This is a genomic window from Iodobacter fluviatilis, assembly GCF_004194535.1.
Classification (GTDB): domain Bacteria; phylum Pseudomonadota; class Gammaproteobacteria; order Burkholderiales; family Chitinibacteraceae; genus Iodobacter; species Iodobacter fluviatilis_A.
On sequence record NZ_CP025781.1, the window covers coordinates 3,003,368 to 3,027,940 of the forward strand.

Consider the following 24,573-nt stretch of genomic DNA (forward strand, 5'->3'; position numbering starts at 1 on the left):
GGCGAAAAAAAACCCGCCGAAGCGGGTAAGAGTCATTTTGATTGTGTTACGGAGCCAAGACAACTTCCTTTACTTCCCCATTGGATACTGCGACGCGCTTCATGATTGAGCCTCCTTCATTGAGGTAGTCATTAACTTTCCATGTGATAGTTGTGTGAATGAAAAATGCACCGTTTGCAATATTTTCAAACTTAAAAAATCCTTGGGCATCACATTGGGTATTTTTTGTTAGTTGGTAATATTCTGGAGGGGTGTTCTCAAAGTTAATACGTTTTCCATATAGTCCTGCAGAGTTATAACCCTGCTCTGAATTTCCATAAATAGATGCCATTCTCTCCGTTGAGTAGTCTGTTGCGGGCAAGAGGGTAACTTTCATTCCAGCGCATGTGACTATGCCCCCTGCTTGTTGACGAATTAAAGCACTGCCCTTAATGGTGTTTTTCCCCTGCTCGAGTAGTTTTTCAGTTTCTGTAACATTAAGTTTGGATTTGATGTTTGTGGTTGATGCGCAACTGGTTAAGAGTGTTGCCAATAATGTATAAAGGATGGTTTTTTTCATCTCTATGCTTTCGAATTGTAAGAGAGTAGAAATTTACAGGTTATATAGGAAAAAGAAAACCCGCCGAAGCGGGTTGGGTTAAGCTTACTGTTGCTATCGTAGTTTCTCCAACAGCTCTCCCGCTAAATCCAAGGCTCTTGGGCTGTCTGGCCCTAGTACCGCCAACTTTACTCGTGCGCTGGCTAGTGGTTTGCCGTTGCGGGTGGCTGTTTGGGTGAGCCAAGCGGCGCGGGGCTCGAATGCTTCCCATGTGCTGGTTATGCTGATGCTGTCGCCGGTGATGGCTGGGCGTAGGTAATCGATTTCAATTCTGCTGCTTACAATGGCGAGCTGTTGGTTTTTAAACCATGCATAATCGCGATCTTGCCAGAATTGCCAGCGGGCTTCGTCAAATAGTTCTAGCCAGCGTGCGTTATTAACGTGGCCAAATCCATCGCAATGGTAGGCGCGTATTTCAATATTGGTCATTGGTCAATTGCTCTAATAGTAGTTTTAGGCTGTCTGCGGCCAATAGGCTGGTGTCAAACTTGCTTAGCCGCTCCATGAGTAGTTTATTATGTTGCATGGCCTTGGCATTGTCGCAGACTAAAAATATAGATTTTTTGTCGGTGCCGCTGATTTCCTCCAAGCGAATGGCGGCTTGCAGAATTTCGGCAGTATTGCAGTGCTCGTGGTCGAGGATGCCGATAATCTGTTTCTTACCTTGCCATACCTGCCAGTGCTCTTCTGACTCAATCATTTTCACCATGCCAAAGCGTTGTTTTAGCAAAATGACGAGCGGATCAGGGGTGGAGGCCGTGTTTTCTAGCCCGCCACGGCTGCGGGGTTTGAGTAGGGTTTTGTGAAAGCCAGTGCGTATTTGCATTTGCCGTGCAATCAGTAGATCAGGGGTGTCGTGATTGGCCTGCCATGGGCCATCGAGTACCAGCGTTTCTGGGCTGCTTGATTGCAATGCGCCATCTTTGCCCCTGGCTAGCGCTTGGGATTTAACCCGCTCTTCAAAAATAGCGATCTGAGTTTCCCATGCAGCAACTTGCTTGGCGCTAAATGCAGCTAATAAATGGCTGATGGGTAGCGTGCGGCAAACCATGAGATTGATCGGGGCAGGAAAATCAAATAATGCACCAATCGCGCCCGCTTCACCCCGCACTTGGCGTACCCCATTTAAAAACACGGCATATACCTGCGCGGTGACTTGCCGTGGCACTGGGGGGAGTGCTTCTGCTAGTGCGGTGAGTTCAATGAGTGGGTTGTAAGGCATTTGTATTCCATCGTGTATTAACTAGGCCAAGACCACGCCGCAAAGCATCCAGCGGTGCATGGCACTCTTGGGGGCCAATTAATTTTCTGGCCCATTCCTGTAATAGGCTTTCACAGCTAATAAAGGCGGCATTGTGTGAGGTGCTGGCGGCAAGGATCTTTATTTTTGCACTGGCTGTTGGGGCGAAATCATCGATGGCCCCAATCAACGCCGCAAGTTTATTAATACTATAGGCAGGATTCTCTAACTGTGCCGCAGTCCAAAATTGCCCGCCAAAGCATTCTGCCCCATCAATCACTACAAAATCATTTCCGCCCGTCCAGATTAAATTACCTGCGTGGCTATCGATATTGTCTAGCCAAATATCTAGGGCGATAGTGTGATAGAGCATTGGCCATTTAAGCAGCATCTCAATCAAGAGTGGGCTGTCGGTTTGAAATTGGCAGTCGGCAATGTCGTTATTTATTTCTGCTGATGCAAAACAAATGGTTGGCTCATCCGGCCAGATTTGATCGGGCCATGCCTCACGAGCCCGCTCGGGGCTGAGTAAGTGAATCCAAACTTTAGGTGATGTGCTGATGCCTTGTGATGTGGCGAGTGTCCAGCGGCTGATCTCGCTGAAGCAGCCTCTGCTATTACGCGGGAATGGCTTGATGTAGGCCATGACGTGTTGCTTGTTTTCATCAATTAAATCGGCCAGGGCAGATGTAGGTGAAACACAGGCCCAGCCGGCGTGGCGCTCTGGGCCCAGAACGTGGATTGTTGGGTTTTTACTGGTCATTTAAATAGGGTATTTATTAAGCTGCGAGACTAGTTGATTGATCAATAGCGCTTGTTCTGGTGTGAGGGGGTGGACGACTAGATTGGCAATCAGTTGCAGCTGGTTTGGGTGATGCTGTTCAAAATGCGTGGATCGCAGTATACCTGCGAGGTCAATTAGTGCGCCAAAATCCGACAAATGGCCAGAATTCAAGCCTAAAGACAGTTCAATTTTCTCACATAGTTTGGGGCCAATGCTGCGCGATGGGCGGGGCCCAAGGCAGCGCGTCAGAGTTGACGATTCTACGCCCACGGCGATTGCGAAGGCTTCTTGGGTTGGATAGCCTGCAATCAAGCGTTTGATGAGGTGGGCGCGAAGCTCATTGATCTGCATGCACGAATCCTTACGGATATCGCGGCTTGCGTCATTGACCTGCGCGGTAAATTAAAGCGGGGATTTTTTGTTGGTTTTGGCTGCCATCTGGCTGAGGGCCGCATAATCTGGCTGAGGCGCGGTGGTGTTGGCGGGCGCTGTTTTAAAAATATCTGATGAGTCTGTCAGGCTGCTAGATACTTTGCCGCCTGCTGATGTAATCGCAGTATTGGTTAGGTTTTGTGCTTGAGATTGAATTGCAATATCTTCAAAACTAAGCAGAATATTTTCTATTCCAACCAAAGCTTGTTTTGGAAGGGCCCCAGTTTGATCTAGCCGTTCTAAAAGGGCAATCAGCCTACTTATTTTTGGATTTAATGCACTTTTTTGTTCTGTAGGTGGAGTGTAATTTGCATTTGATCCATCCATCATGCTCATCAATCGTGGGCTGATGATGTATGGATCTGCATCTAAATGTGGGCAAAGACGAATTAAAGCCTCTAAATTCAACGGAATATGTCCGTTAAAATACTGACTAATTGCACTTTGGTTGGACCATCCCACTAAATCAGCAAGTATTGCTTGCGAGATTCCTGTTTTTTCTTTTTTCTTTTCAAAGGCGAGTTTAAGCCGCAGTGCTTCTGCTTGTTCTTCTTCGCTCAGCTGACGTCTTGGTTTGCTCATCTTCACTATGTTATTAGCGTTGCTACTAATAGACAAAACATCAATGGTGTTGCGTTCTTGAATTAGCATTGCTAATATCTCGGTATGGACAAGCTAATTAACTACCTCTCCGATCGCAACATCAGCGCATTTGCTCGCGAAATAGGCATGTCACCAAGTCAGTTGTTTCAAATCTTGACAAAGGTTCGGCCATTTCCGATTGCTTATGCACCGCTCGTTGAATTGGCATCTCAGCGCGAGGTGAGGTGTGAAGATATTTGCCCACAAGTGCGCTGGGATGTTTTGCGAACGATCCCCGATTCCTCCCCTGATCTCACTCCCCAGTGAGTTCAGTTCCTCGCTCCCCAGCGAGGTTTTTTACAACATTTCCCGTAGCCAATAGTAGAGGCTTACGGCGAAAGAAAAGAAGAACTTGATAGGCGGCATTCTTCATATGACTAACTCAGAGTTTGCAAATACGTATCGCGATTTTGTGCTGGCGGTGGAGTTGTCGGCAGGTAAGGCGGGTTTAAGGCGCTTATCTGAAGTGTTTGATCGTGCTTATTCAAGCGTGGCCAATTGTGCCAATCCTAATCTGCCTGAGAAGCAATTCTCTGTACTACAGCTAGCCCATATTGTTGCTAGCAGTGGCTCTCCTGAAATTGCTGCGGCGTTAGCTGCCCTTACTGGCCATGTGGTTGTGCCATCACGTTTGCTACTGCAAGGCTTTGCTGTGGGTAATGCAGAGCAATTAGCACGACAGGTATTGCTTAGTCAGATGGGTACAGCAGCATCTACCAGTGCTGCACTGGTTGATGCCTATGTCGATTTGAAGATTGAGCAGCATGAGGCAGAGCGGATTGAGCGCTCTATCGATGAGCAGATTGCTGCGCTGAATGGCATCAGAGCAGTGGTACTTGCTGCCGTGGTGAAGTAATGGATTTCCGTCAGGCATCGCTGAATAAGCAAGCTTGGCGAATCCGCTATTTGCCTCGCCATGAGCGCAAGTCAGCGGCAAGGCGCTTGTGTTTGCAGTTGCTAGCCATCTTGGAAAGATAAATGCGATTTGAACCGAAAACATCACAGGAGTAAGGCAATGGATCATATGCAGCGTAACCAAATGGGGACTTGGCTTAGGGATTGGGCAGGCAGCAAGTTGTTTAGTCTGAGTGCGGATGGGGAGGTGCTGGTCCAGATGCAAGGGCGTCTGCAGCTGCTGCGAGATAGGAGTGCTTCCACGCATCTGGCAAAAACTAGATGTGCAGCGATGCCGAAAACCGAGTTGGCGGAACTGGTTCAGCGGCAGGCCGCTTGGATGGGCAAGAAGCTATTTACTCTGGCCGACTTTTCGTCTGAGGGAGTGTTTCTGCCCCACACGCCAAGTCTTGCAGCATCTGTTGTGCCATTGGGCTTAAGCCAGTGTGCTGAGCGGATGCCTTGAGTAAACGTGCCAAGTCTAATGTATTCACTCCTGATGCGATGGCAAGTGATTGCATGAGTCCGCGCAAAACTTCTTGGGTGGTGTTGAGTTGGTCTAGTTGATCTTGAGTCACTTTAATTTTCCTTAATGGTGGATTATGCAAAAAGAAATAGGAACGACTGAGGCGTGTTCTTCAGGGCTTGATTCAAGAGTGTTGGTTTGCTTCAGCCAGCACGCGGGCCGCTTCGAGGTTGGCAAACTCAGTGCGAGCGCGGGCGTCGATATTCAAGCCTCTGCTGCTGCACCAAGCAGGGAAGGTATTTGGATTGATGTACGCCTTGACGATGATGTGACCTGCTCTCAAGTAACGCTTGCGGCCTTGCTCTGCCTTGTCCTGCCACTGCAGGAAGGTGCGGGGGAGCAAGTGTGCATCGCTGAACAGTTGCAAAAGCTGAGGGTAATCAGCCTCTTTGTACCAGACCATACCGATAGCTTGAATGCTTGAATCCATATGAAAACTTACCTCAAGGTTGTGTGCTTCATTAAGGGGTTTATGCGTTTTGCATCTCAGATTCTATCACTGAACCCCGCCTCCCCATTGGAAGCAAGGCGCGCAGCGGCGCAGCGTTCACCTGCTGGTGAACATTCCCCCTATCTAGGCAAGCTTACAAGATCCCTGCCGGAAAAAGGTACTCCCCCAACTTTCTAAGCTGCGGGTAATTCGGACCCCATTGTTTCGGTTGTAGATGGGTTTTAAACATAGTGAACGCGGAGCGTGAGTTGTATGAGCTTTCCAATAAATTACGATGATGCGCTAGGTCAACTGCAGGCATTTGGTCTGCTGGTGACTGCAATTGATGTTGGCCGCATGAAGCGGGTTAAGGTTGAGGGCGATCGGGAAAAGCGGGGCTGGTACATGGTGCATGAGATTTTGCGCGATGACGGCCAAACGATGATCGTTGGCAGCTTTGGCATGTGGCGGGGCAATGAAAACAACGCGCAAAAAATAGCGCTGGGCAAAGATGTTTCGTTTTCAGCGGATCAACTGGCCGCCATCAAAGCTGCCGCCAAGGTTGCTCAGGAACGTGTTGATTTTGAGCGTAAGCAAATGGCTGATCGCGCTGCAAAAGAAGCGGCGGCGATGTGGGCACGGCTAAATCATGACGGTGATTGCACGTATTTAGCACGTAAAGGAGTGGCTGGGCATGGTGTACGGTTTACTGCTGCCGGAAATATGGCGATTCCGCTGCTCGATGGGGGAGGAAAAATCCATGGCTTGCAGATTATTTACGCCACCAAGTCCAAAAAGACGGGCCGTGATAAGGATTTCTGGCCTGAAGGCATGCTTAAAAAGGGCTATTTCTTTCAAATTGGTACGATTAGCAATGTTGTTCTGATCGCAGAAGGCTATGCCACAGGCGCCTCAATTCATCAGGCAACCGGTTTGCCGGTGGTGATTGCATTTGATGCGGGTAATTTACTACCTGTCTCTCAGGCCATTCAGGCTAAGTACAAAAAAGCCAAGGTGCTTATCTGCGGCGATGACGACTACGTTCAAAAGTGCGTAGTAAAAAGCTGCAAAAAATACAATTTAGTTACGGCTACACACTGCTGCGCTTGCGGGGCAGAAACCAAGGCAAAAAATGCTGGGGCACTGGCTGCTGATGCCGCAGCACTGGCTGTGTCTGGGGCATGGATTGCGCCTGTATTTGCGAATGAGCGCCCTAGCGATAAAAAAGGCCCTACAGATTTTAACGACCTGCATGCGCTGGAAGGACTGCATGTTGTTCGCACTCAGATTGAAAACCGCCTTACGGTATTGGGCTGGGTTGGCAATGCGGTGCAGCCGCTCGCTCGCGCTCAGGGGGGCGGGGAAGTATCGAAGCTTGTAATTGGTGATGCTGAAGAATTATTTACCCGCTTTAGCTTGGTCTACGGGGCGGGTGGTGTTTGTTTCGACCATGAGCATCACATGCTGCTGAAATTGTCCGATGTTCGTGATGCCTGCGCAGATAAGAATTTTGTTCGTGATTGGCAGGCAGGGATACATCGCCGCAAAGTTGTTCGTATGGAACAAGTTGGTTTTGATCCAACAGGCCTTGATACAACAATCCTTTGCAATATGTGGGCTGGCTGGCCAACTAAACCGGCAGCGGGCGAATGTTTCGAGCTGCTGGAATTGCTTTATTACCTATGCAGCGGCGAGCCTGACGCTGATGCTATTTATGGCTGGCTACTTAAATGGCTGGCTTATCCAATTCAGCATCCTGGCGCAAAGATGAAAAGCGCGTGCGTTATCCATGGCCCGCAGGGTACGGGTAAAAACCTGTTTTTTGATTGCATCCGCGATATCTACGGCGAATATGGGCAAACCATCGATCAAACTGCGCTGGAAGACAAGCATAACGATTGGTCCAGTAAGAAGCTCTTCCTGATTGCCGATGAAGTGGTTGCCCAGCAAGAAATGCATCACATTAAAAACAAATTGAAATGCATGGTCACTGGCGACACGATCCGGGTAAATCCAAAGCATGTTGCGGCGCATAAAGAGAAAAACCACGTCAATTTAGTGTTTCTCTCTAATGAGCATAAGCCGATTGTGCTTGAGCGCGATGATCGAAGAAATCTGATTCTTTATACGCCACCGAAGTTGGACAAGATCAATTACATCGCTATCAATGCAGAGATTAAAGCTGGCGGCGTGGCGGCGCTGCACAATTATTTATTGAAGGTTGATTTAACTGGCTTTCATCCTGACTCAGAACCGCCGATGACGGTAGCCAAGCGCGATCTGATAAATGTTTCTATGGATGGCTGGGAAGAATTTGCAATGAGTTGGTCAGAAGGATTGCTGGCCCATCTTGGCGTGCTTCCTTTGCCATGCGATTGCGAAATTCTTTATCAGTCTTATCGGCGCTGGTCAGAGAAAAGTGGACAGCGTTTCATTGATCGCAAAAATGATTTCACGGGGAAAGTCAGCAAGCTGAACGGTTTTGCTAAGCGTGAACGCGTTCACGTCACCATTGGTCATTGCAAGCGCCAAGTGACGATGCTGTACCCCTTCGGAAAAACAGAAATTCCTGTTGGGGAAACAGCGACATCGTGGAACTCGTCATGCATTGAGAAGGTAACAAATGCATTAGAGATAGCACGTAAAGGGGCGGTACATGAATACGCCTAAAAAAGTGAGTCATGTTACTGACGAAGTGACTCATAAAACACCCCGCAAACCCGCGTCAAATATAGAAAGTTACCCTTGTTACTCAAGTTACTCATACATGCATGCGCTCGCTCGCGTATAGGCGCATAGAGATACAGGTCTATTTTCTTTCTTTTATATATATCTGTATGAGTAACATGAGTAATGTAAGTAACATCTTATAAAAATCAATGAGTTAGATGTTTTTTTGTGCGTAACAAGATGAATCACCTTAGTAACATCACGGGAAAAGTAAAAAAATGAGAACAGAATTCACAGTTACTGGAAACGCCCTTCAATTCCTTGGGCATGATTTAAGCGTCAAGGCGCAGCGTTGCACTGCCATTGCACTCACAAAGACCGCCAGCGCAGCCAAAGCGGCCATCGTTGCTGATTTGCCCCGTATCTTTGATCGTCCAGTGGCTTTCACGATGAATGCGCTGGTTGTGCGGGCCGCTCGCTATGAGCGCGGCTCGATGACGGCCCGTGTGGATTTCAAAGACTGGCAAACCAAATACATGCGCAACATCATCGACGGCGGGGCAGATATGGCTGCTGCGCGTCACCTAAAACGCTTTGAGCTGGCTTTGCAAGCAGTCAATGCTATGCCGCGTGGCTGGGTTTGTGTGCCCGCTAAAGGTTTTCCGGTGGATGGCTACGGCAATATGGGGCGCGGTACGCTGATGAAGATCGTTAGCCAGATTGGTACAGAGCTTCTATCCGGCTACCAAAACCGCACGCATGACCCTAAGGCAATGGCGCGCAATAAAAAGCGTAATGGCACCTTTTTTGCGCTGCAGCCGGGTAATAAGCAGGGCATGCCTGCTGGTGTATATCAGCGGGTGCGTACGGGCTTTGGTTGGGGCACGCGTTTAGTACTGGCCTATGTGAAATCGGCCAAATATACCCAGCGTTTAAAGCTGAAAGACTATGCACAAGCTGCGTACCAACAGCACTTTCAAACAGAATTTAACAAGGCCATGAATACATGAGCGATTTTGTATCTCAAGCAGAATTTGCTAGGCAGATGGGCTGGGCAAAAAGCTATGTGACCAAATTGAAGCAAGAAGGGCGTTTGTGCCTCAGCGTGGATGGCAAGGTTGATGTTGAGGCCAGTAAGCGGCTGATTATCCAAACGGGCGGGAGCGATCGCCCTGACGTCGCTGAGCGCTTTGCTAATGAAAGAGGCCAGCAGCCTGCTGATGAAGTCCCTGAAAAACTTTCTGAGTGGGGTGGCCCCAGCAAAGCTGATAGCGCCGCTAAGAAAGAGCATTTTGCTGCGCTGCAGGCAGAGGCCGATTACCGCGTGCGTATTGGCGAGCTTGTAGAGGCCAAAGAGGTGGCTGCTGCGGTGGCGGATGTGTCGATCTCTTTTCGCCATGCGCTAGAAAACCTGCCTGCACGGGTGGCGGGGGAGTTAATCGGTAAAGATTTGGACCAGATCCGCTCTACGCTCAAGCAAGAAATTTATGCTGCTTTGTCCGAGATGGAACGCAGCTTTGCGGAAAAACTGACTGAAATAGCGCCGGAGGTGGCGTAATGCAAACCGCCAATGCCTACCAAATCGCCTATAAAGCCGCTCAGCGAGCGGTGCGCCCCAAGCAATTTTTAACGGTATCTGAGTGGGCAGATACAAACCGCAAGCTATCCAGCGAAGGCAGCGCAGAGGCGGGGGATTGGAAAACCAGCCGCACGCCGTACCTGCGCGAGATTATGGATCAGCTGAGTGAGGATTCGCCCACCCGTGAAGTGTGGTTTATGAAGTCCAGTCAAGTGGGGGGCACTGAATGTGGCTCTAACTGGCTGGGTTATATCATGGACCATGCTAAGGGGCCGGTCGGTGTGGTGATGCCCACTGAAAAAGCGCTCAAAGACTGGTTTAGTCAGAAGTTTGACCCGATGGCAGAGCAAACACCGGCGGTGCGCGATGTATTGGCCACTCGTAGTAATAAGGGCGGGGATAACTCTGCAGAGCGTAAGAAATTTATTGGCGGCATTCTTTATGCCAAAACAGCGGGCTCTACCACAGATTTAAAATCAACCTCGATGCGCTATGCCATTGCCGATGAGGTGGATGAGTACGACTGGACTACCTTGCAAGGCGACCCGATAGAGCTGCTGAAAGTACGGCAGACCACCTTTCATGATCGCAAGCTATTTGGTGTCAGCTCACCCACCGTTAAAGATGGCAGCAAGATAGAAGAGAAGTTTGAAGGCGGCGATCAGCGCCGCTACATGCTTCCCTGCCCGCATTGTGGCGAGCTTCAGCATTTGCGCTGGGGGCAGGTGCAGTGGCATTTAATCGGAAAATACGTCACCCGTGCTTGGTATGTGTGCGAGCACAACGGCTGCGTGATTGAAGAACACCACAAAACGGCCATGATGGCCGCTGGCGTATGGCACGCCCATAATCCCGGCGCGGCTTATCCTAGCTACCATATCTCTGCTCTTTACTCGCCGGTGGGTTTGGGCCTGAGCTGGGTAGAGCTTGCGAACGAGTGGATAGCGGCGCAGGGTGATCCCGCTAAGCTGATGCCCTTTATGAATACCCGTTTGGGCGAAACATGGGCTGATCGCAGCCATGATTTAAAGCCCAATGTTTTGCTGGCACGGGTAGAGCCTTATGATTTACGTACCATTCCGATTGGCTGCCTTGCACTGACTGCTGGGGTAGATACTCAGGATGATCGTTTAGAGATCAAAATTAAAGGCTGGGGCCGCGATTCCAATGCTTGGACGATTGATTACCATGTGCTTTGGGGGAATCCAGCAGAAGATAAACTTTGGATGGCGCTGGCTGAATACCTCAATGGTGCCGTGTTCGTTAATGCCTGGGGCAAGATCATGCGCTTAGAAGCCACCGGCATCGATACTGGTGGCCATCATACGCATATGGTTTACCAGTTTGTCCGCTCTGAATCTGTACGGCGTCCGCTGGCGCTCAAAGGAGCCAACACGACTGGTCGAGCTATTCTGGGCAAGCCAACAAAGCAAGATGTGAACTGGAAGGGCGAAACGATTAAAAAGGGCGTATCGCTCTATACGGTAGGTGGTGATACCGCTAAGCACTGGATTTATGCCCGGCTGAATGCCGACACAGATAAACCGGCCAATGAGCGCAAAGAACATTTCAGCCATCAGCTAGAAGCCAAGTATTTTGATCAACTGGTGTCCGAAGCATTTAACCCTAAGAAAAATCGCTGGGAGATCAAAAAGGGCAAGCGTAATGAAGTGCTGGATACCGATATCTACGCACTGGCCGCCAGCCACCACCCTGAGCTGTATATCCATAAATGGAAAACGGCAGATTGGGATAAACGCGAGGCCATGCTACAGCCCGCCCATGTAACCCCAAGCGAGCCAGAACCATTACCAGCCACTCATCCCTTAGTTGAAGCGCCACAAGCTAAAAAGCCAGTGGCAAGGCCGGTAAGACGTGGGCAAGGGTTTGCAAAGCGGTGGTAATTTTAGGCGACCAGTCGCTCAACTTGTGGTCGGGGCTTTTGTTCTGCTTGCCACAGATCGTAGTTCAATTGCATTTTCATCCAGAGTCCCGGTGTAGTGCCAAGGCTAGCGGATAGGCGCAAATCCATATCGGCACTGATGCCCATATGGCCGTGCAGAATGCGTGACAGATGGACGCGGGTAATACCTAGTTTGCGGGCGGCTTCGGTGACACTGATATCAATTAGCCATTCTTGAAGCACTTCGCCGGGGTGGGCTGGGTTGTGCATACGCATGGTGTTCTCCTAGTGATAGTCCTGGTAATCAACCAATTCGACATTGCCATCGGGCAAAAAACGAAATGTTAGCCGCCAGTTGCCGTTGATAGTGACTGCCCAGTGTTGGTCCAGGGGGCCTTTTAGTGGGTGCAAGCGCCAGCTTGGGGTGCCCATATCCTGTGGGCAATCTGCCACATCAAGATGGGTCAGCACAATGTTGAGCTTGCTTGCATGATCGGGGCGGATTCCAGCCTTGCTGCCGGTCAAAAAGAAGGCTTCTAAGCCTTTGTGTTTGAACGATTTAATCATGTTCTTAGTGTAACCAATGTGGTTACAGAAAGCAAGAAACTTAAGCTGCGCCCACCCTTGATTTCGGGTAAAATAAAGGTACAAATAAAGCCACGCGCACAGGGGTGTGTGACGATGGCTAAACGGAGGTTTCCTGGGGGTTGGGAGACTAGTAGTGATTCAGTATATTGATGGGCAGTTAAGTAATTGGGCTCGCTGGCAAGCACGGCGAGATGATATGGGTGTCGGTTATGTGCAAAGCCAGTTAAGTCGCTTAGATGCAGTGCAAGACAAGCGATTTGCAGGCATCCCATTGCATGTTTCAGATGAAGATATGCACGAATTAACGCAAATTATCGCGTTTTTGCCTGAAGAACTTAGGCAGGCCGTGCAGGAGTGTTATTTAACTGCGGGTACAGCGATTCAACATGCTCAGGCGTGTGGTTGTAGCCGTGATACGTATTACAGCCGTTTACATCGGGCGCATGTCATTACGATGGAAGCATTGCAGGTAGGCTGGCGTGAGGTTGATTTACTGGTGGTCGGTTATGCCAGAGTAAAAGAAGAGATTAAAAAAGTCAGCGGGCTGACAACAAAAGCCGCCCGTGTTGTACAAAGGCAGAAATTTTTTACACAGAGTGTTGACAGGTCAGCTCCGACACTTTAGTATGAATTCCGCTAAGCTGTTTATTTCTACGTCTAGCAGCCTAGCAAGCCCAAAAACCCGCCTCTGAGCGGGTTTTTTGCATTCCAGCGCCTATCGATCCGCCTCCCGAACCCATCAGGCACCCCATGCCAAAGTCTCCCCGACATTTCCCCATCGGGAGGCGGATCGATGTGCGCTGTAAGCCTCCTCTTAAACGCCCTAGCCTTGCTGGGGCGTTTCTTTTTCTAGCAAGCAAAAGCCAGCGCGGTGCGGGGATCCAATCTACTTCGCCCAATAGCCCCATGCGCCCGCTGACTTTTGCTCGTTGTTTAACTTTTAAAGGTAATAAAATGTCTGAAAATAAAGGTTTTAAATTTAAATTGTCGGATAAGGTCCGTCTGAAACTGAGCGGTGAGACTGGCGAAGTGATTGGGCAAGCTGCATACCTGACTGATGCAAATGGCTATTTTGTTCGTTATAAAGATGCCACTGGTAAGCAGGTTGAACAGTGGTGGGGAGAAAGTGCAATTGAGTTAGATGCGGCTTAGGCTATCTAACTAAGTAATTTATGTGCCGATTTTAGCAAGTCGGTATCCGTTAGCCAGCTCTGCATTTGCCGTATCTACGCGTTCGTCAACAAACCCGTCGTAGAGCTGGCTAACTGATGTTTTTGTACTTTTTCCCACGCCTCGAAGGAGGTGAGCTTTTCCTGACCCTGCTTCGGCAGGTTTTTTTTATTGATAAAGAAGGGCTACATCATGGCTGATCCAATACCTTCTGCTGACTTGGTGTATGAGCGAGAGGCGCTGGCCGCATTACGCAAAGCGTATTTGGATCATCTAAATAGCGGCAATGCGGCGATCGAGGAATATGCACATAACAACCGCCGGGCGAAGTATCGGGCGGGCTTGCTTGAAGATATCCGCAAGCATGAGCTGAGAGTGCGTCAGCTAGAGCTGGCTGAAGGGCTGCAACAGCCGGTTAAGAATCATTCACAAATTAAGGTGAGGTTCTGATGACTAAGCCTTGGTATGACGCGGAGCGGGTTAATCAATCTGGGTCCGTAGTACTTAAAAAGTGGATGGCAGAGCGGGAGCGGCAAAGAAATGCACCCGTAGTGCAAAAACGATTTTTTAGCGCAGCACAATCCGGCAGGTTGACAGAATCATGGTCTACCACGCCCACCACCATTAATCAGGATTTAAAGCGTGGCTTAAAGGCGCTACGGGCCAGATCGCGTGATCTGGCCCGCAATAATGATTACGCCCGTAATTTTGTGCGGATGGCGGTGCGCAATATCGTTGGCCCCGAAGGCTTTGGCTTGCAAGTGCAGGCAGCTAAGCCAAACGGCATCATCGATGAAACGGATAGCAGCTACATCGAATCGGTATTTGCACAGTGGGGCAAGCGTGGCCAGTGCGAGGTAACGGGCCAGCATTCTTTTTTAACGATGCAAAGGCTGTTACTTGAAACCTTAGCCAAAGACGGCGAAACGCTGGTGCGGCGTATTAAGGGCAAGGGCTTGTTTGGCTATCAGGTGCAGCTGATCGATGTCAGCTTGCTGGATGAAGCATTAAACAGTGAAGCCGCTGGCCAAAACCGCATTGTGATGGGCGTAGAGATTGATGAATGGGCTAAGCCGGTGGCCTATCACATTAAGCAAGATACGCGCGTTACTGGGCAGCACTTGCGTATTCCGGCGGATCAAATCTGGCATTTATTTCTGCCTTTAGAGATCGGCCAAGCGCGAGGTGTGCCGTGGATGACTACCGGCATGCTGCGCTTAAATATGTTGGCTGGCTATGAAGAGGCTGCAGTCACTGCGGCAAGGGTGGGTGCCGCAAAAATGGGCTTCTTTACCCAAGAAGAGACCAGCAGCGGTGGCCCTGCGATGGGTGAATACGACAATGCCGCAGATAGAATGATTACCGATGCTGAGCCGGGCACATTCGAGACCTTGCCTCCGGGGGTAGATTTTAAATCGTTTAACCCCGATTACCCGCACGCGCTCTATGGCGAATTCACCAAAGCCTGCTTACGCGGCATGGCTGCAGGGATGGGGGTTTCTTATAACGGGCTATCCAATGATCTGGAAAACGTTAATTACTCCTCTATCCGAGCTGGCTTGCTTGATGAGCGAGATGAATGGCTTTCTTTGCAAAGTTGGTTTGCGGATGTCTTTCTCGCCCCCTTATACGAAGAGTGGTTGTCGCTGGCCATCCTTTCCGGCCAGCTTGTCTTGCCGATGGCCAAGCTGGCGAAGTTTCAGGCGCACCGCTGGCAAGGTCGGCGCTGGCAATGGGTTGATCCGCTTAGAGATGCCAAGGCCGACATTATGTTGCTGGATGCAGGTTTGGCGACGAGATCAGATCTACTCGCAGCGCGCGGTGTAGACCCGGTGAGCTTTGTTCAGCGCTTGCAAGCTGATCTGGATAAGTGGCAGCCCATTATGGAAAAAATCATTCAACAAAAAGTGCCCGCTGATGCGGGCATTGCATCATCTGGAGGGGCCGATGCCTCAGCCTAACAAGCCCAATATTGCGCACCGCGCGTTTAGCGTGGTGCGTGATGGAATCGATGAAGAAAACCGCCGTGTCACGCTGGCTTTTTCTAGTGAAGAGCCTTATGAGCGCTGGTGGGGCGTAGAAATCCTTAGCCACAAAACAGAGGCCGTGCGCTTAGGGCGGCTGAATAATGCCGCGCCACTGCTGATGGATCACAACAGCCGTGATCAGATCGGCGTGGTGGAATCGGTGACGATTGAAAACGGTGTTGGCCGCGCTGTTGTGCGTTTTGGCCAATCGCCGCGCGCTACCGAAATCTGGCAAGACGTGCTGGATGGTATCCGTAGCAAGGTTTCAGTTGGTTATCAAATCAACGCTTATCAACTGGAATCCAAAACGAACGATGTAGAAACCTACCGCATCACGGATTGGGAGCCCTATGAAATCTCCATTGTGTCTATCCCTGCGGATGACACCGTGGGTGTCGGTCGCAGTGCCGACGAATTTGCGCCTGAATCGCTTGTTATCGATCCAGTTGCAAGCCCTGCAGTAACCGAAACCCCCAAAACCAAATTGATGGAGCCTAAACCCATGACTGTTGTTGTCGATGAAAACGCCGTAATTACGGCAGAACGTAGCCGTGTTGCAGAAATTAACGCTATCGCGGGTCAGTTTGGCCAGCAAGCCCGTGCATTGCAAGCGATTGCCCAGGGTACGGCGGTAAATGAATTCCGCATTGCCGTGATGGATGATTTATCGAAAGATAAAAAATCTGGCGTGATCCGTGCCACTGAAAAAGACGCTGAAACCGGTTTAACAGATCAAGAAGCGGAATCGTTCAGTTTCCGTAAGTTGATTCTGGGTATTTCTGATCCTGCTTATGCGCGTGATGCGGCATTTGAATTAGATGCTTGCCGCGCAGCGGCAGGTAAGCGAGACAGTATTGCAAAAGGCGCTGGGGTCACAGCGACGATCCCGCATGAAGTGATTATGCGTCAGCTGATGCGCCCAATTCTTAAGCGTGATCTGATGACAAATCCTGCTACGGCAGGTGGGCATACTGTGGCAACCAGTCTGGAAACCGGCTCTTTTATTGATCTATTGATTAATGAAATGGTGTTGGACCAGCTCAATATCAGCCGTTTAACGGGCTTAACTGGCAATGTTGCCATTCCTCGCCAAACAGGTGGCGTGTCGTGCTATTGGGTCGCTGAAAACGGGGCACCGGCAGAGTCCCAAGCCTCTTTTGATCAGATTGCTTTAATGCCTAAGACGATCGCGGCATTTACCGAAGTCAGCCGTTTATTGCTCAAGCAGTCTAGCCTTGATGTAGAAGCGTTTATTCAGATGGATTTACAGCGAAATATGGCGCTGGGTTTGGATATGGCGGGTGTAAGTGGCTCTGGCACTGCTGGCCAGCCACGCGGTATTTTGAATACCGCTGGCATTGGATCGGTAGCGGGTGGGGTGAACGGTGGTGCGCCGGTGTGGGATAGCGTTGTGGATCTTGAATCTGCTGTTGCAAACGTGAATGCCTCTGCTGGAATGATGAAGTACCTGACTAATACCAAGGTGCGCGGCAAGCTGAAAAAATCTCAGCAATTCTCAGGCACGAACGGTAATTCAATCTGGGACATTATTGCCGGTGATGTGGCAATCAGTAATCAGATTCCGTCCAATCTGACTAAGGGCCTGTCCGCCGGTATTTGTTCTGCCTTGATTTACGGCAATTGGGCTGATTTGCTGATGGGCCTGTGGGGTGGTCTGGATATTTTGGTTGACCCGTACAGCAACAGCACAACCGGTGCATTGCGCGTGACGTGTTTCCAGTCTGCTGACTTCACAGTTCGCCATCCTGAATCATTTGCCGTAATGGCGGATGCCCTAACAAGTTAAGTAACGGCCCCGCTTTATCGCGGGGGAAAGGATAAAACCATGGCTAAAAAAGTACAAATTGTTGAGCCCTGCCTGATTGACGGCCAGCATCATGAAGCAGGTGAGGTGCTGGAGCTGGATGATGCAGTGGCTAGGCTCTTAACCGCATGCGCACGGGTACGTGAGTTTGTGGAAGATGAAGAGCGCTCTGAGGCAGAGCCCGAAGCTAGTAAGCCGATTACGCTTAAAGTGAGGAGCCAAGAGTGAAAGAGCCGCTCGGTGTGTTTTTCGCAGACTTTGGCGAAATACTGACCTTTGGCCCTTTGAATAAGCGGGTGTTGTTTGAGAGCGAGCCAGCACAGGGCGTCGAGGGCTTTATGTTGTCGAACAGCTCAGCGATCACTTACAAACAGCTCGATTTCCCTGGTATGAAAAACGGTTCAGAGGTTCAGTTTCGCGCGAAATCTTGGCGAATTGAAAACGCTGGGCCAGATGGGGACGGCGCGCTCTGGCGTGCGGATCTGGTGGCGGTATGAAAACCGTAGCTCTACAAATCCGTGATCTCATCATGGAGCGTTTGCGTGCTGTATTGCCTCTCGATGTTGCTCTGGAATACGACCCCTTGCACGCTTTACCTGATGATGTGAGCAGGGCGGTTGTTGTACGTTTGGGCAGTGGCCTGCCAACAGGTGGGCCAACGGGGCTGCGTAATTGGTCCCGTTTAATCACTATTTATTTAATGTGCCGCCGGCAAGTTGATTCTGATGCTGTTTTAGAAGAACTTGATGCGCTGATAGATAGTGCGTTACCGCAATCTGGCCTGCCTTTAATCATTGAGCTTGAGCGCATCGAGGATGAATTCAAGCGGGAAGAATTCGGCGAAGTCATTGCCGCCAAATTGGTGCCCTACAACATTAAGTATCGCACCAGTGAAACCAGCTTAACCGGATAAATCATGGATCTCCCACAAACCGGCGGGTCTTACACCCGCCACCCCAAAACTGGGGAGCTAACACCCGTTACCCAGCCCGCCGATGCGGGTTTTTTTACGCCTATTGAAAGTGAGGTAGACCGTGGCACTGGAAAAGAAACGACTATTAGTCGCAAAGCTTGAGGGTACGTATGGCGTTGATGCCGTCCCTACGGGGGCGCAGGCCATTCAATGTAGTGATCTGACGATTACTCCGCTGGAAAATGATTCTGTAGACCGTACGCTCGTTCGCCCATTTTTAGGGGGCATGGATAAGTTGGTTAGCGGTGCGCGTGTCAAGATTGAAGCATCTGCTGAATTAGCAGGCTCTGGCGTGGCGGGTACTGCGCCTAATGTTGATGTGCTGCTGCGTGCTTGCGGCATGGCGGCGGTGGCAACGGCGAGTGTTTCAGTTGCATACAATCCCATTTCCGCCGGTTTTGAATCCGCTACTTTGTATTTTAATCAAGATGGTCTGCTGCATAAGGCCACGGGTAGCCGGGGTACTTGGTCGCTAGAAATGACGGCTAAAGGCATTCCAAAACTGAAATTTACAATGACGGGCATTTATAACCCCGTTGTTGATGCTGCGCAGCTAGCGCCTACGTTCTCTGCAGTGCAGATTCCCGTCTTGGTTGGGCCTGCAACTACGATCGCGCTGCATGGTTTTAGCGGGCGAGTGCAGTCACTCAATATTAATCTGGGTGCCAATATCGCTTACCGCGAGCTAGTGAATTACAAGGGCGTTGAGCTAACAGATCGTGATGTTGAGGGTGATATCACCCTAGAAATGCCGACCATTGCCGCTAAAAACTGGTTCGATGCTGCGTTAACCGTGGGTACTGGAGCGCTGGCCGTGGTTCATGGCGCAACGGCGGGCAACATCGTACAAATCGACGCACCGCGTGGCTCGGTCAATAGCCCTGCATATGAATACGCTGATGGCATCACGATGCTCAAAATGGGCATAGCGCTGACGCCGTTGGCGGGTAACGACGAAATTAAACTCACATTCAGATAAGGCTTTAACCCATGTTTAAAATTGCTGATTTACAAAAATTCTGGCACGAAATTAAATTCACAACTCGTGTAGAGAAAGATGAAGAGCGCGAATTCAAGTTGGATTTACGCTTTAAGCGTGTAAGCGCTGATGATTTCACTCGTATTTTTGGCGGTCAAACCACGATGATCGATGCGCTGGAAGAAGTGGTTGATGATTGGTCTGGCCCTACTGATGCCGATGACAAGCCCTTGCCTTGCACCACGGCGAATCGCCTGGCTTTGTTTTCTGTGGCGGGCATGGCAACTACTGCGCTGCAGCAATACCACAAGGCCCTAAATGAGCTGAAACTAAAAAACTAAGTGACGCCGCGCTGCGCTGGATGTGCGGCGTCGAATCGAACCCAAAGGCGCTGCATGATGATTTTGTTGCCTTTGGACTCGCTCCCCCAGAAGAGCCAGTTCAGCCTGATTTTGTCATCTGGCCAGAGCATAAAACGGCTTACGAAGTTTTTAAAATCTGCGAGACCCAGTGGAATTTTCACCCCGTAGAGGGGGTATGGGTGGGTTTGAATTATCAAGTTGTTTTCGCCGTGCTTGCCCAGCAAGCCATTCCCTCTAAAGAGCATGCCGCCATTCTCGATCTGATCCGAGTGATGGAGCGTGCCATTTTGACGCGTAAGGATAAGTAATGGCCGCTGGTGAAATTGGAATCAGAATTACTGCCGACGGCCGCGTGCTTATTGCGGAGGCAGGTAGAGCCACTCGGGCTATTAGCGCCGTTGGCAATCAGGCAAAAAATACCAGCACAGATATGGTGCGGCTGGCTAACCATACGCAAACCCTCAGTAATAATCTGGCTGCAGTAAAGCGGCTCGGGGCTGGCGCGCTGGCGCTGACGGGGATTTCGCTCAGTGTGTCCGAGTTGGTTTCGCTCAATGATGAGCTGACAAATTTAGATAGCCGTATGAAGCTGGTGACCTACGGTGCGGCCAATCTGGCTGCAGTGCAGGAAAAGCTTTATTTAGGCTCGCAAAAAGCACAAACGGGTTATCAGGCAACAGCGGGCCTGTTTGTGGATATGACGCGTGCTACGGCCAATTTGGGCTATCAGCAAAGTATTGTGCTGGCGTTTACCGATAAGGTGAGTAAGGGGCTGGTTGTATCGGGCTCTGCTGCTGAATCAAGCAAGGCCGCTTTAATTCAGTTTGCTCAGGCGATGAATTCAGGGGTATTGCGTGGCGAAGAATTTAACTCATTAAATGAGCAGACGCCCTTTCTGCTGGATGCCCTGGCAGTGGGTCTGGGTAAGCCGCGTGGCGAGCTTAAAAAGTTGGCTGATGATGGGCAACTCACCGCTGATGTGGTTTTTCCTGCGATGCTGCGGGGTTTGTCGGGTGTTGATGCTCAGTTTGCACAAATCACCCCTACTATTGCGCGAGCTAGTGCAGCCCTGAGTGATCATGGCGCGGTGGCCATGCATGAGTTTGATAAAGCCGCTGGTATCTCGCGCAATATTGCTGCGGGTATTACCTTTGTTAATCAGCACTTAGATAGCATGCTGACGGTGATGGGTTTTGTGGGGCAAAGCGCCACTTTGCTTGCTGGGGTGTACTCAGTAAAAATGGTGGGCGGTTTTGCTGCCAGCACTAAAGCTGCAATTGTTGATATTTCTGCAAAGAAAGCGGTATTAGCTGCAGAGGCAGAATTAGCCGCTGGTGCTGTGGTTCGTGCAGAGCGTATGCAGTTGCTCGCTGTGCAGGATATGAGCAGGGCACGGGCGGCAGTACTGGCTGCTGAGCAGCAGGTTGCGGCCGGTGTTGCTGTTTTGGCCGCAGATCGTGAGCGCTATGCTTCAACGGCTGTATTAATTCGTAGTGAATTGCAGTTAGAGCAGACGCGCTTACTGGCGCAGATCTCAGATATTGGCCGTGCTCAGCGTACTCAGGCTATGGCGGTGCTGTCGATGGAATTGGCGGCTGCAAATGCTGCGCTGATTCGGACAGAAACGGCGTTGGCGGCTGCAGAGTTGGAGTCTGCGGGTGGTGCAAATGCATCTTCTGCAGCGCAAGCTCGGTTGAATGTGTTGCGTGAAGCAAGCGTAGCCGCAACCGGCTCTGCAGCTGCTGCGACACAGGCGCTCAATATTGCTCAGGTTGGTTCTGCCGCTGCAGGTACTGCGGCGGCAGGGGCTTCTGGCATGTTTGGTACTGCGTTGGCGGCGTTGGGTGGGCCGATTGGCATTGCCGTGATCGGCCTTGGGCTGCTTGCATGGAATTGGGACGATATTAAGCGGGCAGCGAACGAGGCTGCAGATGCTTCTTGTAAGGCTGCTCGTGATGTTAGCGACGCCTTAAAGGCTTCTGATGTTGCGAAAGCAAATGATGCTTTGGCCGTATTAAAAAGTGAGCGTGCAAAATCTGCGGCCAGTGAAACCTCATTACGAAGCGTGCCAACGGCTGAGATGCCTGACTATGCCAAAGCGGAGCTAAAAGCGGCTATTGATGCTGAGGCGGAGCGTGGGGAGCGAATCCGAGGCGAAATTCAGTCTGGAGAAAGAGCGCTTGAGGCGTTTAAAAGCAAGCGCAGAGAAGCTTTGCTGGTTGGCTCAGAAAGAATTTACGATGGCAAAGATGCCATGTATGCAAAAGCCGGTTATGGAAACTATAAGGATTCGCCTGTTGGCTTGGGCAAGGCGCTTTCTACCAAAGCATATCTTGATTCGCACCTGACAAATGCCCAGCAACGTACTACAGCGCTGGCAGAAGAGAATAAGGAGTATCAGCGTCAGCTTGCCATTGCAGGCGGTAGTGAAGAGCTGTTAAAGCAAATTAACGCCGCGCATAAAACAGGCGTGTCTGACATTGAAGACAAGTACAAGGACAAATCTAAAAAGTCAGATCCGCTTGAAAGTAATTATCTACAGCAAAAGCTGACGTTATCCAAGGCCATTGCTGCAGCAAATACCCAAATTGCTGACAGCACGGCTGGTGTTAGCTCTGCAGATGGGAAACATGTTGCTGCCCTGGCTGAGTGGCTGAAATACGATAAAGAAGGTGCCGCGCTAGGCAAAGATCGGGTTTCTGTTTTGCAGACGTTAGCTAAAGAGGCGGACAAGCAGGCTGTATCTGCTAAGCAAACCGCTGAGTATTACGACTATATGCGCAGCAGTGCGGCGGATATTGCAAAAACTCAGCGTGATACTGCCAGTTTCAAGAAAATTGGCGTGGTTAGCCCGTATCAGAATAGGCAGGCTTTGGAGGATGAGTTTGTTCCCGGCGGCAAGTTTGCTGGGGAGATTGATCGCCCGCGTAAGAAAAGCTTGCAAGATCAAGCTACAGCCAAAGATCTGGCGGCAATGCAGCAGAGTAATGTTCTGTATGGTCGTGAAAATATTCAAAGTCTGCAACAAATGCAGTTCTCAAACGATCTGCTTAACCGCTCTGTAGTAGAGCAAGAAAAGCTCAACCTCTTACATCAAGCCGCTGTGGATTTTAAAAAGCGCTCGGTAGGTTTAACGGGTGAAGAGCTAGCCGAAGCCGAACGGCTGCGCGATGTGTATCAGCAGGGCGTTGTGCAATCGCTGGCAGATAAAGATGCCAAGCAGGCCGATGCTTTGGGTGGTGCGAAGAAGGGCTTTGATGATTACATGGACAACGCTAAAAACGTGTCCAAGCAAACTGAAGAGCTGGCAGGCAGCGCAATGGGCGGGCTTGAGGATAGTCTGGTCAATGCGGCGATGACCGGAAAAATGGCGTTTGGTGATATGGCCAAATCAATCATGGCCGATTTGGCCCGGATTGCGATTAAGAAAGCCATTGTTATGGCCGTGTCGTCGATGTTTGGTAGCACCACCGCATCAGCCAAGGGCAATGCATTTGCTGGCGGTAAAGTCACTGCTTTTGCCAAAGGCGGTGCATTTACCAACACGATCGCCACGCGCCCAACGCTTGCGCCTATGGCTTTATTTGGTGAGGCAGGGGCAGAGGCGATTATGCCGCTGGCGCGGGATAGCACCGGCTCGCTGGGGGTAAAAATGCTGGGCCCATTACCACGCGGCGCTACTGGTGGTGCGCAGCAGGTCAGCGTATCGGGTGGTGATGTCACGATTGATTTATCCGTGGTTTACAACGCAAACGGCACGAAGGAAGAAAAACAAAGTGGCGATAGCAACGGTGCCGCCGTGGCTAAGGCTTTGGGTGAAAGAATGAAAAGTGTCACTTTGACGGTGATTCAACAAGAGCAAAGGCCGGGGGGCTTACTTTATGGCCGCTAGTACCTTTAATTGGATTTCTGATTATGGGATTCAGACCAACACCAAGCCACGCATTATTACGGCGCGATTTGGGGATGGTTACGAGCAGCGCCAGCCAGCTGGGCTAAATATTCATCCCCGTACATGGAACTTAAAATTCACTGCACGTAAGGGGGTGGACGCTGATGCGATAGATGAGTTTTTTAAGGCCAGAAATGGCGGCGTAGATTGGTTCTGGTGGTCTCCTCAGCGCAGTGCCCCTGTCAAAGTGCGTTGTGAAACATGGACGAAAGACGAAAAGGGTTTTAATAATGTCGATATCACTGCCGAGTTTATCGAGTGCTTTGATCCGGGGGTGTAAATGTTAAAAACAGATATTCAAACCCTCACGCCGGGCGCACATATTGAGCTGTTCGAGCTGGATATGACACAGATCGGCGGCGATGTGGTGCGCTTTCATGCAGGCACTAATGCGCTGACTCAGCCTGTGGTTTGGAAGGGGCAGCAGTACGCCCCTTATCCGGTTGAGGCCACCGGATTTGCGGCCAGCAATAAAGGCGCAATGCCGCGCCCCAGCTTAAAAGTGGCCAACGTCGTGGGCTTAATGTCGGCGCTGGCAGGGGATCATAATGATTTGCTGGGCTGCAAAGTCACACGCCGCCGCACACTGGCTCAGTACCTTGATACGGTTAATTTCCCTGATGGTGTGAATCCATCGGCTGATCCCTCGCAAGAATTCCCGCCAGAGATCTGGATGATCGATCGCAAAGCGCTAGAAACGCCCGAACTGATTGAATTCGAGCTTGCTTCCCCGATGGATCTGATGGGCCAGCAATTGCCTGCTCGGCAAATTGTGCAGAACTGCTGCACCTGGCGTTATCGGGGCAGCGAGTGCGGTTATACGGGCGGGCCGGTGGCAGATATTAATGATCTGGCTACAACGGATTCAGTAAAAGATCAGTGCGGTAAACGGCTGGCCAGCTGCAAACTGCGCTTTGGTGCCAATAGCGAGCTGCCTTACGGGGGCTATCCTGCGGCGGGCCTGCTGCGCTACTGAGTTTTAAATACATTTCTAAGCCT

Annotated in this window: 32 protein-coding genes; 22 read left to right on the forward strand and 10 right to left on the reverse strand. The window is 50.5% G+C overall.

What is annotated here, in order from left to right:
* Positions 1-46 precede the first annotated feature (46 nt).
* The 6 genes from C1H71_RS13305 to C1H71_RS13330 all read right to left on the reverse strand — a co-directional run bounded on the left by C1H71_RS13305 (position 47) and on the right by C1H71_RS13330 (position 3,705).
* A complete protein-coding gene (locus C1H71_RS13305; protein WP_130106977.1) occupies positions 47-559 on the reverse strand; it encodes a hypothetical protein in 513 nt (170 codons plus the stop codon).
* A gap of 93 nt (positions 560-652) precedes the next feature.
* Complete coding sequence (locus C1H71_RS13310; protein ID WP_130106978.1) at positions 653-1,027, reverse strand: acyl-CoA thioesterase; 375 nt, start codon at positions 1,025-1,027, stop codon at positions 653-655.
* Positions 1,014-1,820, reverse strand: coding sequence for a hypothetical protein (locus tag C1H71_RS13315; RefSeq protein ID WP_130106979.1), 807 nt, complete (start codon positions 1,818-1,820; stop codon positions 1,014-1,016). The genes C1H71_RS13310 and C1H71_RS13315 overlap by 14 nt, the downstream gene beginning before the upstream one ends.
* Positions 1,798-2,601 (reverse strand): hypothetical protein, encoded by an 804-nt coding sequence (locus tag C1H71_RS13320; protein ID WP_130106980.1) that lies wholly within the window; start codon positions 2,599-2,601, stop codon positions 1,798-1,800. Before C1H71_RS13320 ends, C1H71_RS13315 begins: the two co-directional genes overlap by 23 nt.
* A complete protein-coding gene (locus C1H71_RS13325; protein ID WP_130106981.1) occupies positions 2,602-2,973 on the reverse strand; it encodes a hypothetical protein in 372 nt (123 codons plus the stop codon). It lies immediately after the preceding gene.
* A gap of 51 nt (positions 2,974-3,024) precedes the next feature.
* Positions 3,025-3,705, reverse strand: a complete 681-nt coding sequence (locus tag C1H71_RS13330; RefSeq protein ID WP_130106982.1) for a helix-turn-helix domain-containing protein — start codon at positions 3,703-3,705, stop codon at positions 3,025-3,027.
* Positions 3,706-3,720: 15 nt separating this feature from the next.
* Here C1H71_RS13330 and C1H71_RS21975 point away from each other — a divergent pair, with 15 nt between their 5' ends.
* The 3 genes from C1H71_RS21975 to C1H71_RS21510 all read left to right on the forward strand — a co-directional run bounded on the left by C1H71_RS21975 (position 3,721) and on the right by C1H71_RS21510 (position 4,674).
* Entirely contained in the window at positions 3,721-3,963 is a 243-nt protein-coding gene (locus tag C1H71_RS21975) for a YdaS family helix-turn-helix protein (RefSeq protein ID WP_130106983.1), read from the forward strand.
* Positions 3,964-4,069: 106 nt separating this feature from the next.
* Entirely contained in the window at positions 4,070-4,552 is a 483-nt protein-coding gene (locus C1H71_RS13340) for a phage regulatory CII family protein (protein WP_130106984.1), read from the forward strand.
* Positions 4,552-4,674, forward strand: coding sequence for a hypothetical protein (locus C1H71_RS21510; RefSeq protein ID WP_262488293.1), 123 nt, complete (start codon positions 4,552-4,554; stop codon positions 4,672-4,674). The genes C1H71_RS13340 and C1H71_RS21510 overlap by 1 nt, the downstream gene beginning before the upstream one ends.
* Positions 4,675-4,946: 272 nt before the next feature.
* On the opposite strand, the gene C1H71_RS13345 is transcribed toward C1H71_RS21510, so the two are convergent.
* Both C1H71_RS13345 and C1H71_RS13350 read right to left on the reverse strand, forming a co-directional pair.
* On the reverse strand, positions 4,947-5,168 hold the full coding sequence (locus tag C1H71_RS13345) for a hypothetical protein (protein WP_130106985.1): 222 nt from the start codon (positions 5,166-5,168) through the stop codon (positions 4,947-4,949).
* 72 nt (positions 5,169-5,240) lie between these two features.
* Positions 5,241-5,546 carry a hypothetical protein gene (locus C1H71_RS13350; protein ID WP_130106986.1) on the reverse strand — a complete coding sequence of 102 codons (306 nt, stop codon included), beginning with the start codon at positions 5,544-5,546 and terminating at the stop codon, positions 5,241-5,243.
* 273 nt (positions 5,547-5,819) lie between these two features.
* Between C1H71_RS13350 and C1H71_RS13355 the strand changes: the two genes are divergently transcribed.
* The 4 genes from C1H71_RS13355 (at position 5,820) to C1H71_RS13370 (ending at position 11,699) form a co-directional block, all read left to right on the forward strand.
* The gene (locus C1H71_RS13355) at positions 5,820-8,216 is read left to right on the forward strand and encodes a DUF5906 domain-containing protein (RefSeq protein WP_130106987.1); all 2,397 of its coding nucleotides are present in this window, start codon (positions 5,820-5,822) and stop codon (positions 8,214-8,216) included.
* Positions 8,217-8,494: 278 nt separating this feature from the next.
* Complete coding sequence (locus C1H71_RS13360) at positions 8,495-9,226, forward strand: hypothetical protein (RefSeq protein WP_130106988.1); 732 nt, start codon at positions 8,495-8,497, stop codon at positions 9,224-9,226.
* Entirely contained in the window at positions 9,223-9,774 is a 552-nt protein-coding gene (locus C1H71_RS13365; RefSeq protein ID WP_130106989.1) for a hypothetical protein, read from the forward strand. Before C1H71_RS13360 ends, C1H71_RS13365 begins: the two co-directional genes overlap by 4 nt.
* Positions 9,774-11,699: a phage terminase large subunit family protein gene (locus C1H71_RS13370; RefSeq protein WP_130106990.1), complete on the forward strand. Its 1,926-nt coding sequence runs from the start codon at positions 9,774-9,776 to the stop codon at positions 11,697-11,699. Before C1H71_RS13365 ends, C1H71_RS13370 begins: the two co-directional genes overlap by 1 nt.
* Positions 11,700-11,701: 2 nt before the next feature.
* Here the strand turns inward: C1H71_RS13370 and C1H71_RS13375 are convergent, their stop codons facing one another.
* Together C1H71_RS13375 and C1H71_RS13380 are read right to left on the reverse strand one after the other, a co-directional pair.
* A complete protein-coding gene (locus C1H71_RS13375) occupies positions 11,702-11,974 on the reverse strand; it encodes a HigA family addiction module antitoxin (protein WP_130106991.1) in 273 nt (90 codons plus the stop codon).
* 9 nt (positions 11,975-11,983) lie between these two features.
* Entirely contained in the window at positions 11,984-12,265 is a 282-nt protein-coding gene (locus C1H71_RS13380; protein ID WP_130106992.1) for a type II toxin-antitoxin system RelE/ParE family toxin, read from the reverse strand.
* A 154-nt stretch (positions 12,266-12,419) separates the two neighbouring features.
* On the opposite strand from C1H71_RS13380, the gene C1H71_RS13385 reads away from it, so the two are divergent.
* From C1H71_RS13385 to C1H71_RS13450, 15 genes are all read left to right on the forward strand, one after another.
* A complete protein-coding gene (locus C1H71_RS13385; RefSeq protein ID WP_130106993.1) occupies positions 12,420-12,911 on the forward strand; it encodes a hypothetical protein in 492 nt (163 codons plus the stop codon).
* A gap of 329 nt (positions 12,912-13,240) precedes the next feature.
* Positions 13,241-13,438 (forward strand): hypothetical protein, encoded by a 198-nt coding sequence (locus C1H71_RS13390; protein ID WP_130106994.1) that lies wholly within the window; start codon positions 13,241-13,243, stop codon positions 13,436-13,438.
* Positions 13,439-13,648: 210 nt separating this feature from the next.
* A complete protein-coding gene (locus tag C1H71_RS13395; RefSeq protein ID WP_130106995.1) occupies positions 13,649-13,906 on the forward strand; it encodes a hypothetical protein in 258 nt (85 codons plus the stop codon).
* Complete coding sequence (locus C1H71_RS13400; RefSeq protein WP_130106996.1) at positions 13,906-15,417, forward strand: phage portal protein; 1,512 nt, start codon at positions 13,906-13,908, stop codon at positions 15,415-15,417. Before C1H71_RS13395 ends, C1H71_RS13400 begins: the two co-directional genes overlap by 1 nt.
* Positions 15,404-17,290, forward strand: a complete 1,887-nt coding sequence (locus C1H71_RS13405) for a phage major capsid protein (RefSeq protein ID WP_188053268.1) — start codon at positions 15,404-15,406, stop codon at positions 17,288-17,290. Before C1H71_RS13400 ends, C1H71_RS13405 begins: the two co-directional genes overlap by 14 nt.
* 39 nt (positions 17,291-17,329) lie before the next feature.
* Positions 17,330-17,536, forward strand: a complete 207-nt coding sequence (locus C1H71_RS13410; RefSeq protein ID WP_130106998.1) for a hypothetical protein — start codon at positions 17,330-17,332, stop codon at positions 17,534-17,536.
* Positions 17,533-17,805, forward strand: coding sequence for a head-tail joining protein (locus tag C1H71_RS13415; RefSeq protein ID WP_130106999.1), 273 nt, complete (start codon positions 17,533-17,535; stop codon positions 17,803-17,805). Before C1H71_RS13410 ends, C1H71_RS13415 begins: the two co-directional genes overlap by 4 nt.
* Positions 17,802-18,221 (forward strand): hypothetical protein, encoded by a 420-nt coding sequence (locus tag C1H71_RS13420; RefSeq protein ID WP_130107000.1) that lies wholly within the window; start codon positions 17,802-17,804, stop codon positions 18,219-18,221. The genes C1H71_RS13415 and C1H71_RS13420 overlap by 4 nt, the downstream gene beginning before the upstream one ends.
* A gap of 3 nt (positions 18,222-18,224) precedes the next feature.
* Positions 18,225-18,383, forward strand: coding sequence for a hypothetical protein (locus C1H71_RS20685; RefSeq protein ID WP_188053270.1), 159 nt, complete (start codon positions 18,225-18,227; stop codon positions 18,381-18,383).
* Positions 18,343-19,260 (forward strand): phage tail tube protein, encoded by a 918-nt coding sequence (locus C1H71_RS13425; RefSeq protein WP_130107001.1) that lies wholly within the window; start codon positions 18,343-18,345, stop codon positions 19,258-19,260. The genes C1H71_RS20685 and C1H71_RS13425 overlap by 41 nt, the downstream gene beginning before the upstream one ends.
* 11 nt (positions 19,261-19,271) lie before the next feature.
* Positions 19,272-19,601: a hypothetical protein gene (locus C1H71_RS13430; RefSeq protein ID WP_130107002.1), complete on the forward strand. Its 330-nt coding sequence runs from the start codon at positions 19,272-19,274 to the stop codon at positions 19,599-19,601.
* 20 nt (positions 19,602-19,621) lie between these two features.
* Entirely contained in the window at positions 19,622-19,930 is a 309-nt protein-coding gene (locus C1H71_RS13435) for a DUF1799 domain-containing protein (RefSeq protein ID WP_130107003.1), read from the forward strand.
* Positions 19,930-23,514 (forward strand): tape measure protein, encoded by a 3,585-nt coding sequence (locus tag C1H71_RS13440; RefSeq protein WP_130107004.1) that lies wholly within the window; start codon positions 19,930-19,932, stop codon positions 23,512-23,514. Before C1H71_RS13435 ends, C1H71_RS13440 begins: the two co-directional genes overlap by 1 nt.
* Positions 23,504-23,854 carry a phage tail protein gene (locus C1H71_RS13445; protein WP_130107005.1) on the forward strand — a complete coding sequence of 117 codons (351 nt, stop codon included), beginning with the start codon at positions 23,504-23,506 and terminating at the stop codon, positions 23,852-23,854. The genes C1H71_RS13440 and C1H71_RS13445 overlap by 11 nt, the downstream gene beginning before the upstream one ends.
* Positions 23,855-24,550 (forward strand): phage minor tail protein L, encoded by a 696-nt coding sequence (locus C1H71_RS13450; RefSeq protein WP_130107006.1) that lies wholly within the window; start codon positions 23,855-23,857, stop codon positions 24,548-24,550.
* Positions 24,551-24,573 lie beyond the last annotated feature (23 nt).

What these genes read in the sequence shown, in the direction of transcription:
- C1H71_RS13305 (WP_130106977.1), bottom strand. Translation starts at nt 559, where the DNA reads ATGAAAAAAACCATCCTTTATACATTATTGGCAACACTCTTAACCAGT.
- C1H71_RS13310 (WP_130106978.1), bottom strand. Translation starts at nt 1,027, where the DNA reads ATGACCAATATTGAAATACGCGCCTACCATTGCGATGGATTTGGCCAC.
- C1H71_RS13315 (WP_130106979.1), bottom strand. Translation starts at nt 1,820, where the DNA reads ATGCCTTACAACCCACTCATTGAACTCACCGCACTAGCAGAAGCACTC.
- C1H71_RS13320 (WP_130106980.1), bottom strand. Translation starts at nt 2,601, where the DNA reads ATGACCAGTAAAAACCCAACAATCCACGTTCTGGGCCCAGAGCGCCAC.
- C1H71_RS13325 (WP_130106981.1), bottom strand. Translation starts at nt 2,973, where the DNA reads ATGCAGATCAATGAGCTTCGCGCCCACCTCATCAAACGCTTGATTGCA.
- C1H71_RS13330 (WP_130106982.1), bottom strand. Translation starts at nt 3,705, where the DNA reads ATGCTAATTCAAGAACGCAACACCATTGATGTTTTGTCTATTAGTAGC.
- C1H71_RS21975 (WP_130106983.1), top strand. Translation starts at nt 3,721, where the DNA reads ATGGACAAGCTAATTAACTACCTCTCCGATCGCAACATCAGCGCATTT.
- C1H71_RS13340 (WP_130106984.1), top strand. Translation starts at nt 4,070, where the DNA reads ATGACTAACTCAGAGTTTGCAAATACGTATCGCGATTTTGTGCTGGCG.
- C1H71_RS21510 (WP_262488293.1), top strand. Translation starts at nt 4,552, where the DNA reads ATGGATTTCCGTCAGGCATCGCTGAATAAGCAAGCTTGGCGAATCCGC.
- C1H71_RS13350 (WP_130106986.1), bottom strand. Translation starts at nt 5,546, where the DNA reads ATGGATTCAAGCATTCAAGCTATCGGTATGGTCTGGTACAAAGAGGCT.
- C1H71_RS13355 (WP_130106987.1), top strand. Translation starts at nt 5,820, where the DNA reads ATGAGCTTTCCAATAAATTACGATGATGCGCTAGGTCAACTGCAGGCA.
- C1H71_RS13360 (WP_130106988.1), top strand. Translation starts at nt 8,495, where the DNA reads ATGAGAACAGAATTCACAGTTACTGGAAACGCCCTTCAATTCCTTGGG.
- C1H71_RS13365 (WP_130106989.1), top strand. Translation starts at nt 9,223, where the DNA reads ATGAGCGATTTTGTATCTCAAGCAGAATTTGCTAGGCAGATGGGCTGG.
- C1H71_RS13370 (WP_130106990.1), top strand. Translation starts at nt 9,774, where the DNA reads ATGCAAACCGCCAATGCCTACCAAATCGCCTATAAAGCCGCTCAGCGA.
- C1H71_RS13375 (WP_130106991.1), bottom strand. Translation starts at nt 11,974, where the DNA reads ATGCGTATGCACAACCCAGCCCACCCCGGCGAAGTGCTTCAAGAATGG.
- C1H71_RS13380 (WP_130106992.1), bottom strand. Translation starts at nt 12,265, where the DNA reads ATGATTAAATCGTTCAAACACAAAGGCTTAGAAGCCTTCTTTTTGACC.
- C1H71_RS13390 (WP_130106994.1), top strand. Translation starts at nt 13,241, where the DNA reads ATGTCTGAAAATAAAGGTTTTAAATTTAAATTGTCGGATAAGGTCCGT.
- C1H71_RS13395 (WP_130106995.1), top strand. Translation starts at nt 13,649, where the DNA reads ATGGCTGATCCAATACCTTCTGCTGACTTGGTGTATGAGCGAGAGGCG.
- C1H71_RS13400 (WP_130106996.1), top strand. Translation starts at nt 13,906, where the DNA reads ATGACTAAGCCTTGGTATGACGCGGAGCGGGTTAATCAATCTGGGTCC.
- C1H71_RS13405 (WP_188053268.1), top strand. Translation starts at nt 15,404, where the DNA reads ATGCCTCAGCCTAACAAGCCCAATATTGCGCACCGCGCGTTTAGCGTG.
- C1H71_RS13410 (WP_130106998.1), top strand. Translation starts at nt 17,330, where the DNA reads ATGGCTAAAAAAGTACAAATTGTTGAGCCCTGCCTGATTGACGGCCAG.
- C1H71_RS13420 (WP_130107000.1), top strand. Translation starts at nt 17,802, where the DNA reads ATGAAAACCGTAGCTCTACAAATCCGTGATCTCATCATGGAGCGTTTG.
- C1H71_RS20685 (WP_188053270.1), top strand. Translation starts at nt 18,225, where the DNA reads ATGGATCTCCCACAAACCGGCGGGTCTTACACCCGCCACCCCAAAACT.
- C1H71_RS13430 (WP_130107002.1), top strand. Translation starts at nt 19,272, where the DNA reads ATGTTTAAAATTGCTGATTTACAAAAATTCTGGCACGAAATTAAATTC.
- C1H71_RS13435 (WP_130107003.1), top strand. Translation starts at nt 19,622, where the DNA reads ATGTGCGGCGTCGAATCGAACCCAAAGGCGCTGCATGATGATTTTGTT.
- C1H71_RS13440 (WP_130107004.1), top strand. Translation starts at nt 19,930, where the DNA reads ATGGCCGCTGGTGAAATTGGAATCAGAATTACTGCCGACGGCCGCGTG.
- C1H71_RS13445 (WP_130107005.1), top strand. Translation starts at nt 23,504, where the DNA reads ATGGCCGCTAGTACCTTTAATTGGATTTCTGATTATGGGATTCAGACC.
- C1H71_RS13450 (WP_130107006.1), top strand. Translation starts at nt 23,855, where the DNA reads ATGTTAAAAACAGATATTCAAACCCTCACGCCGGGCGCACATATTGAG.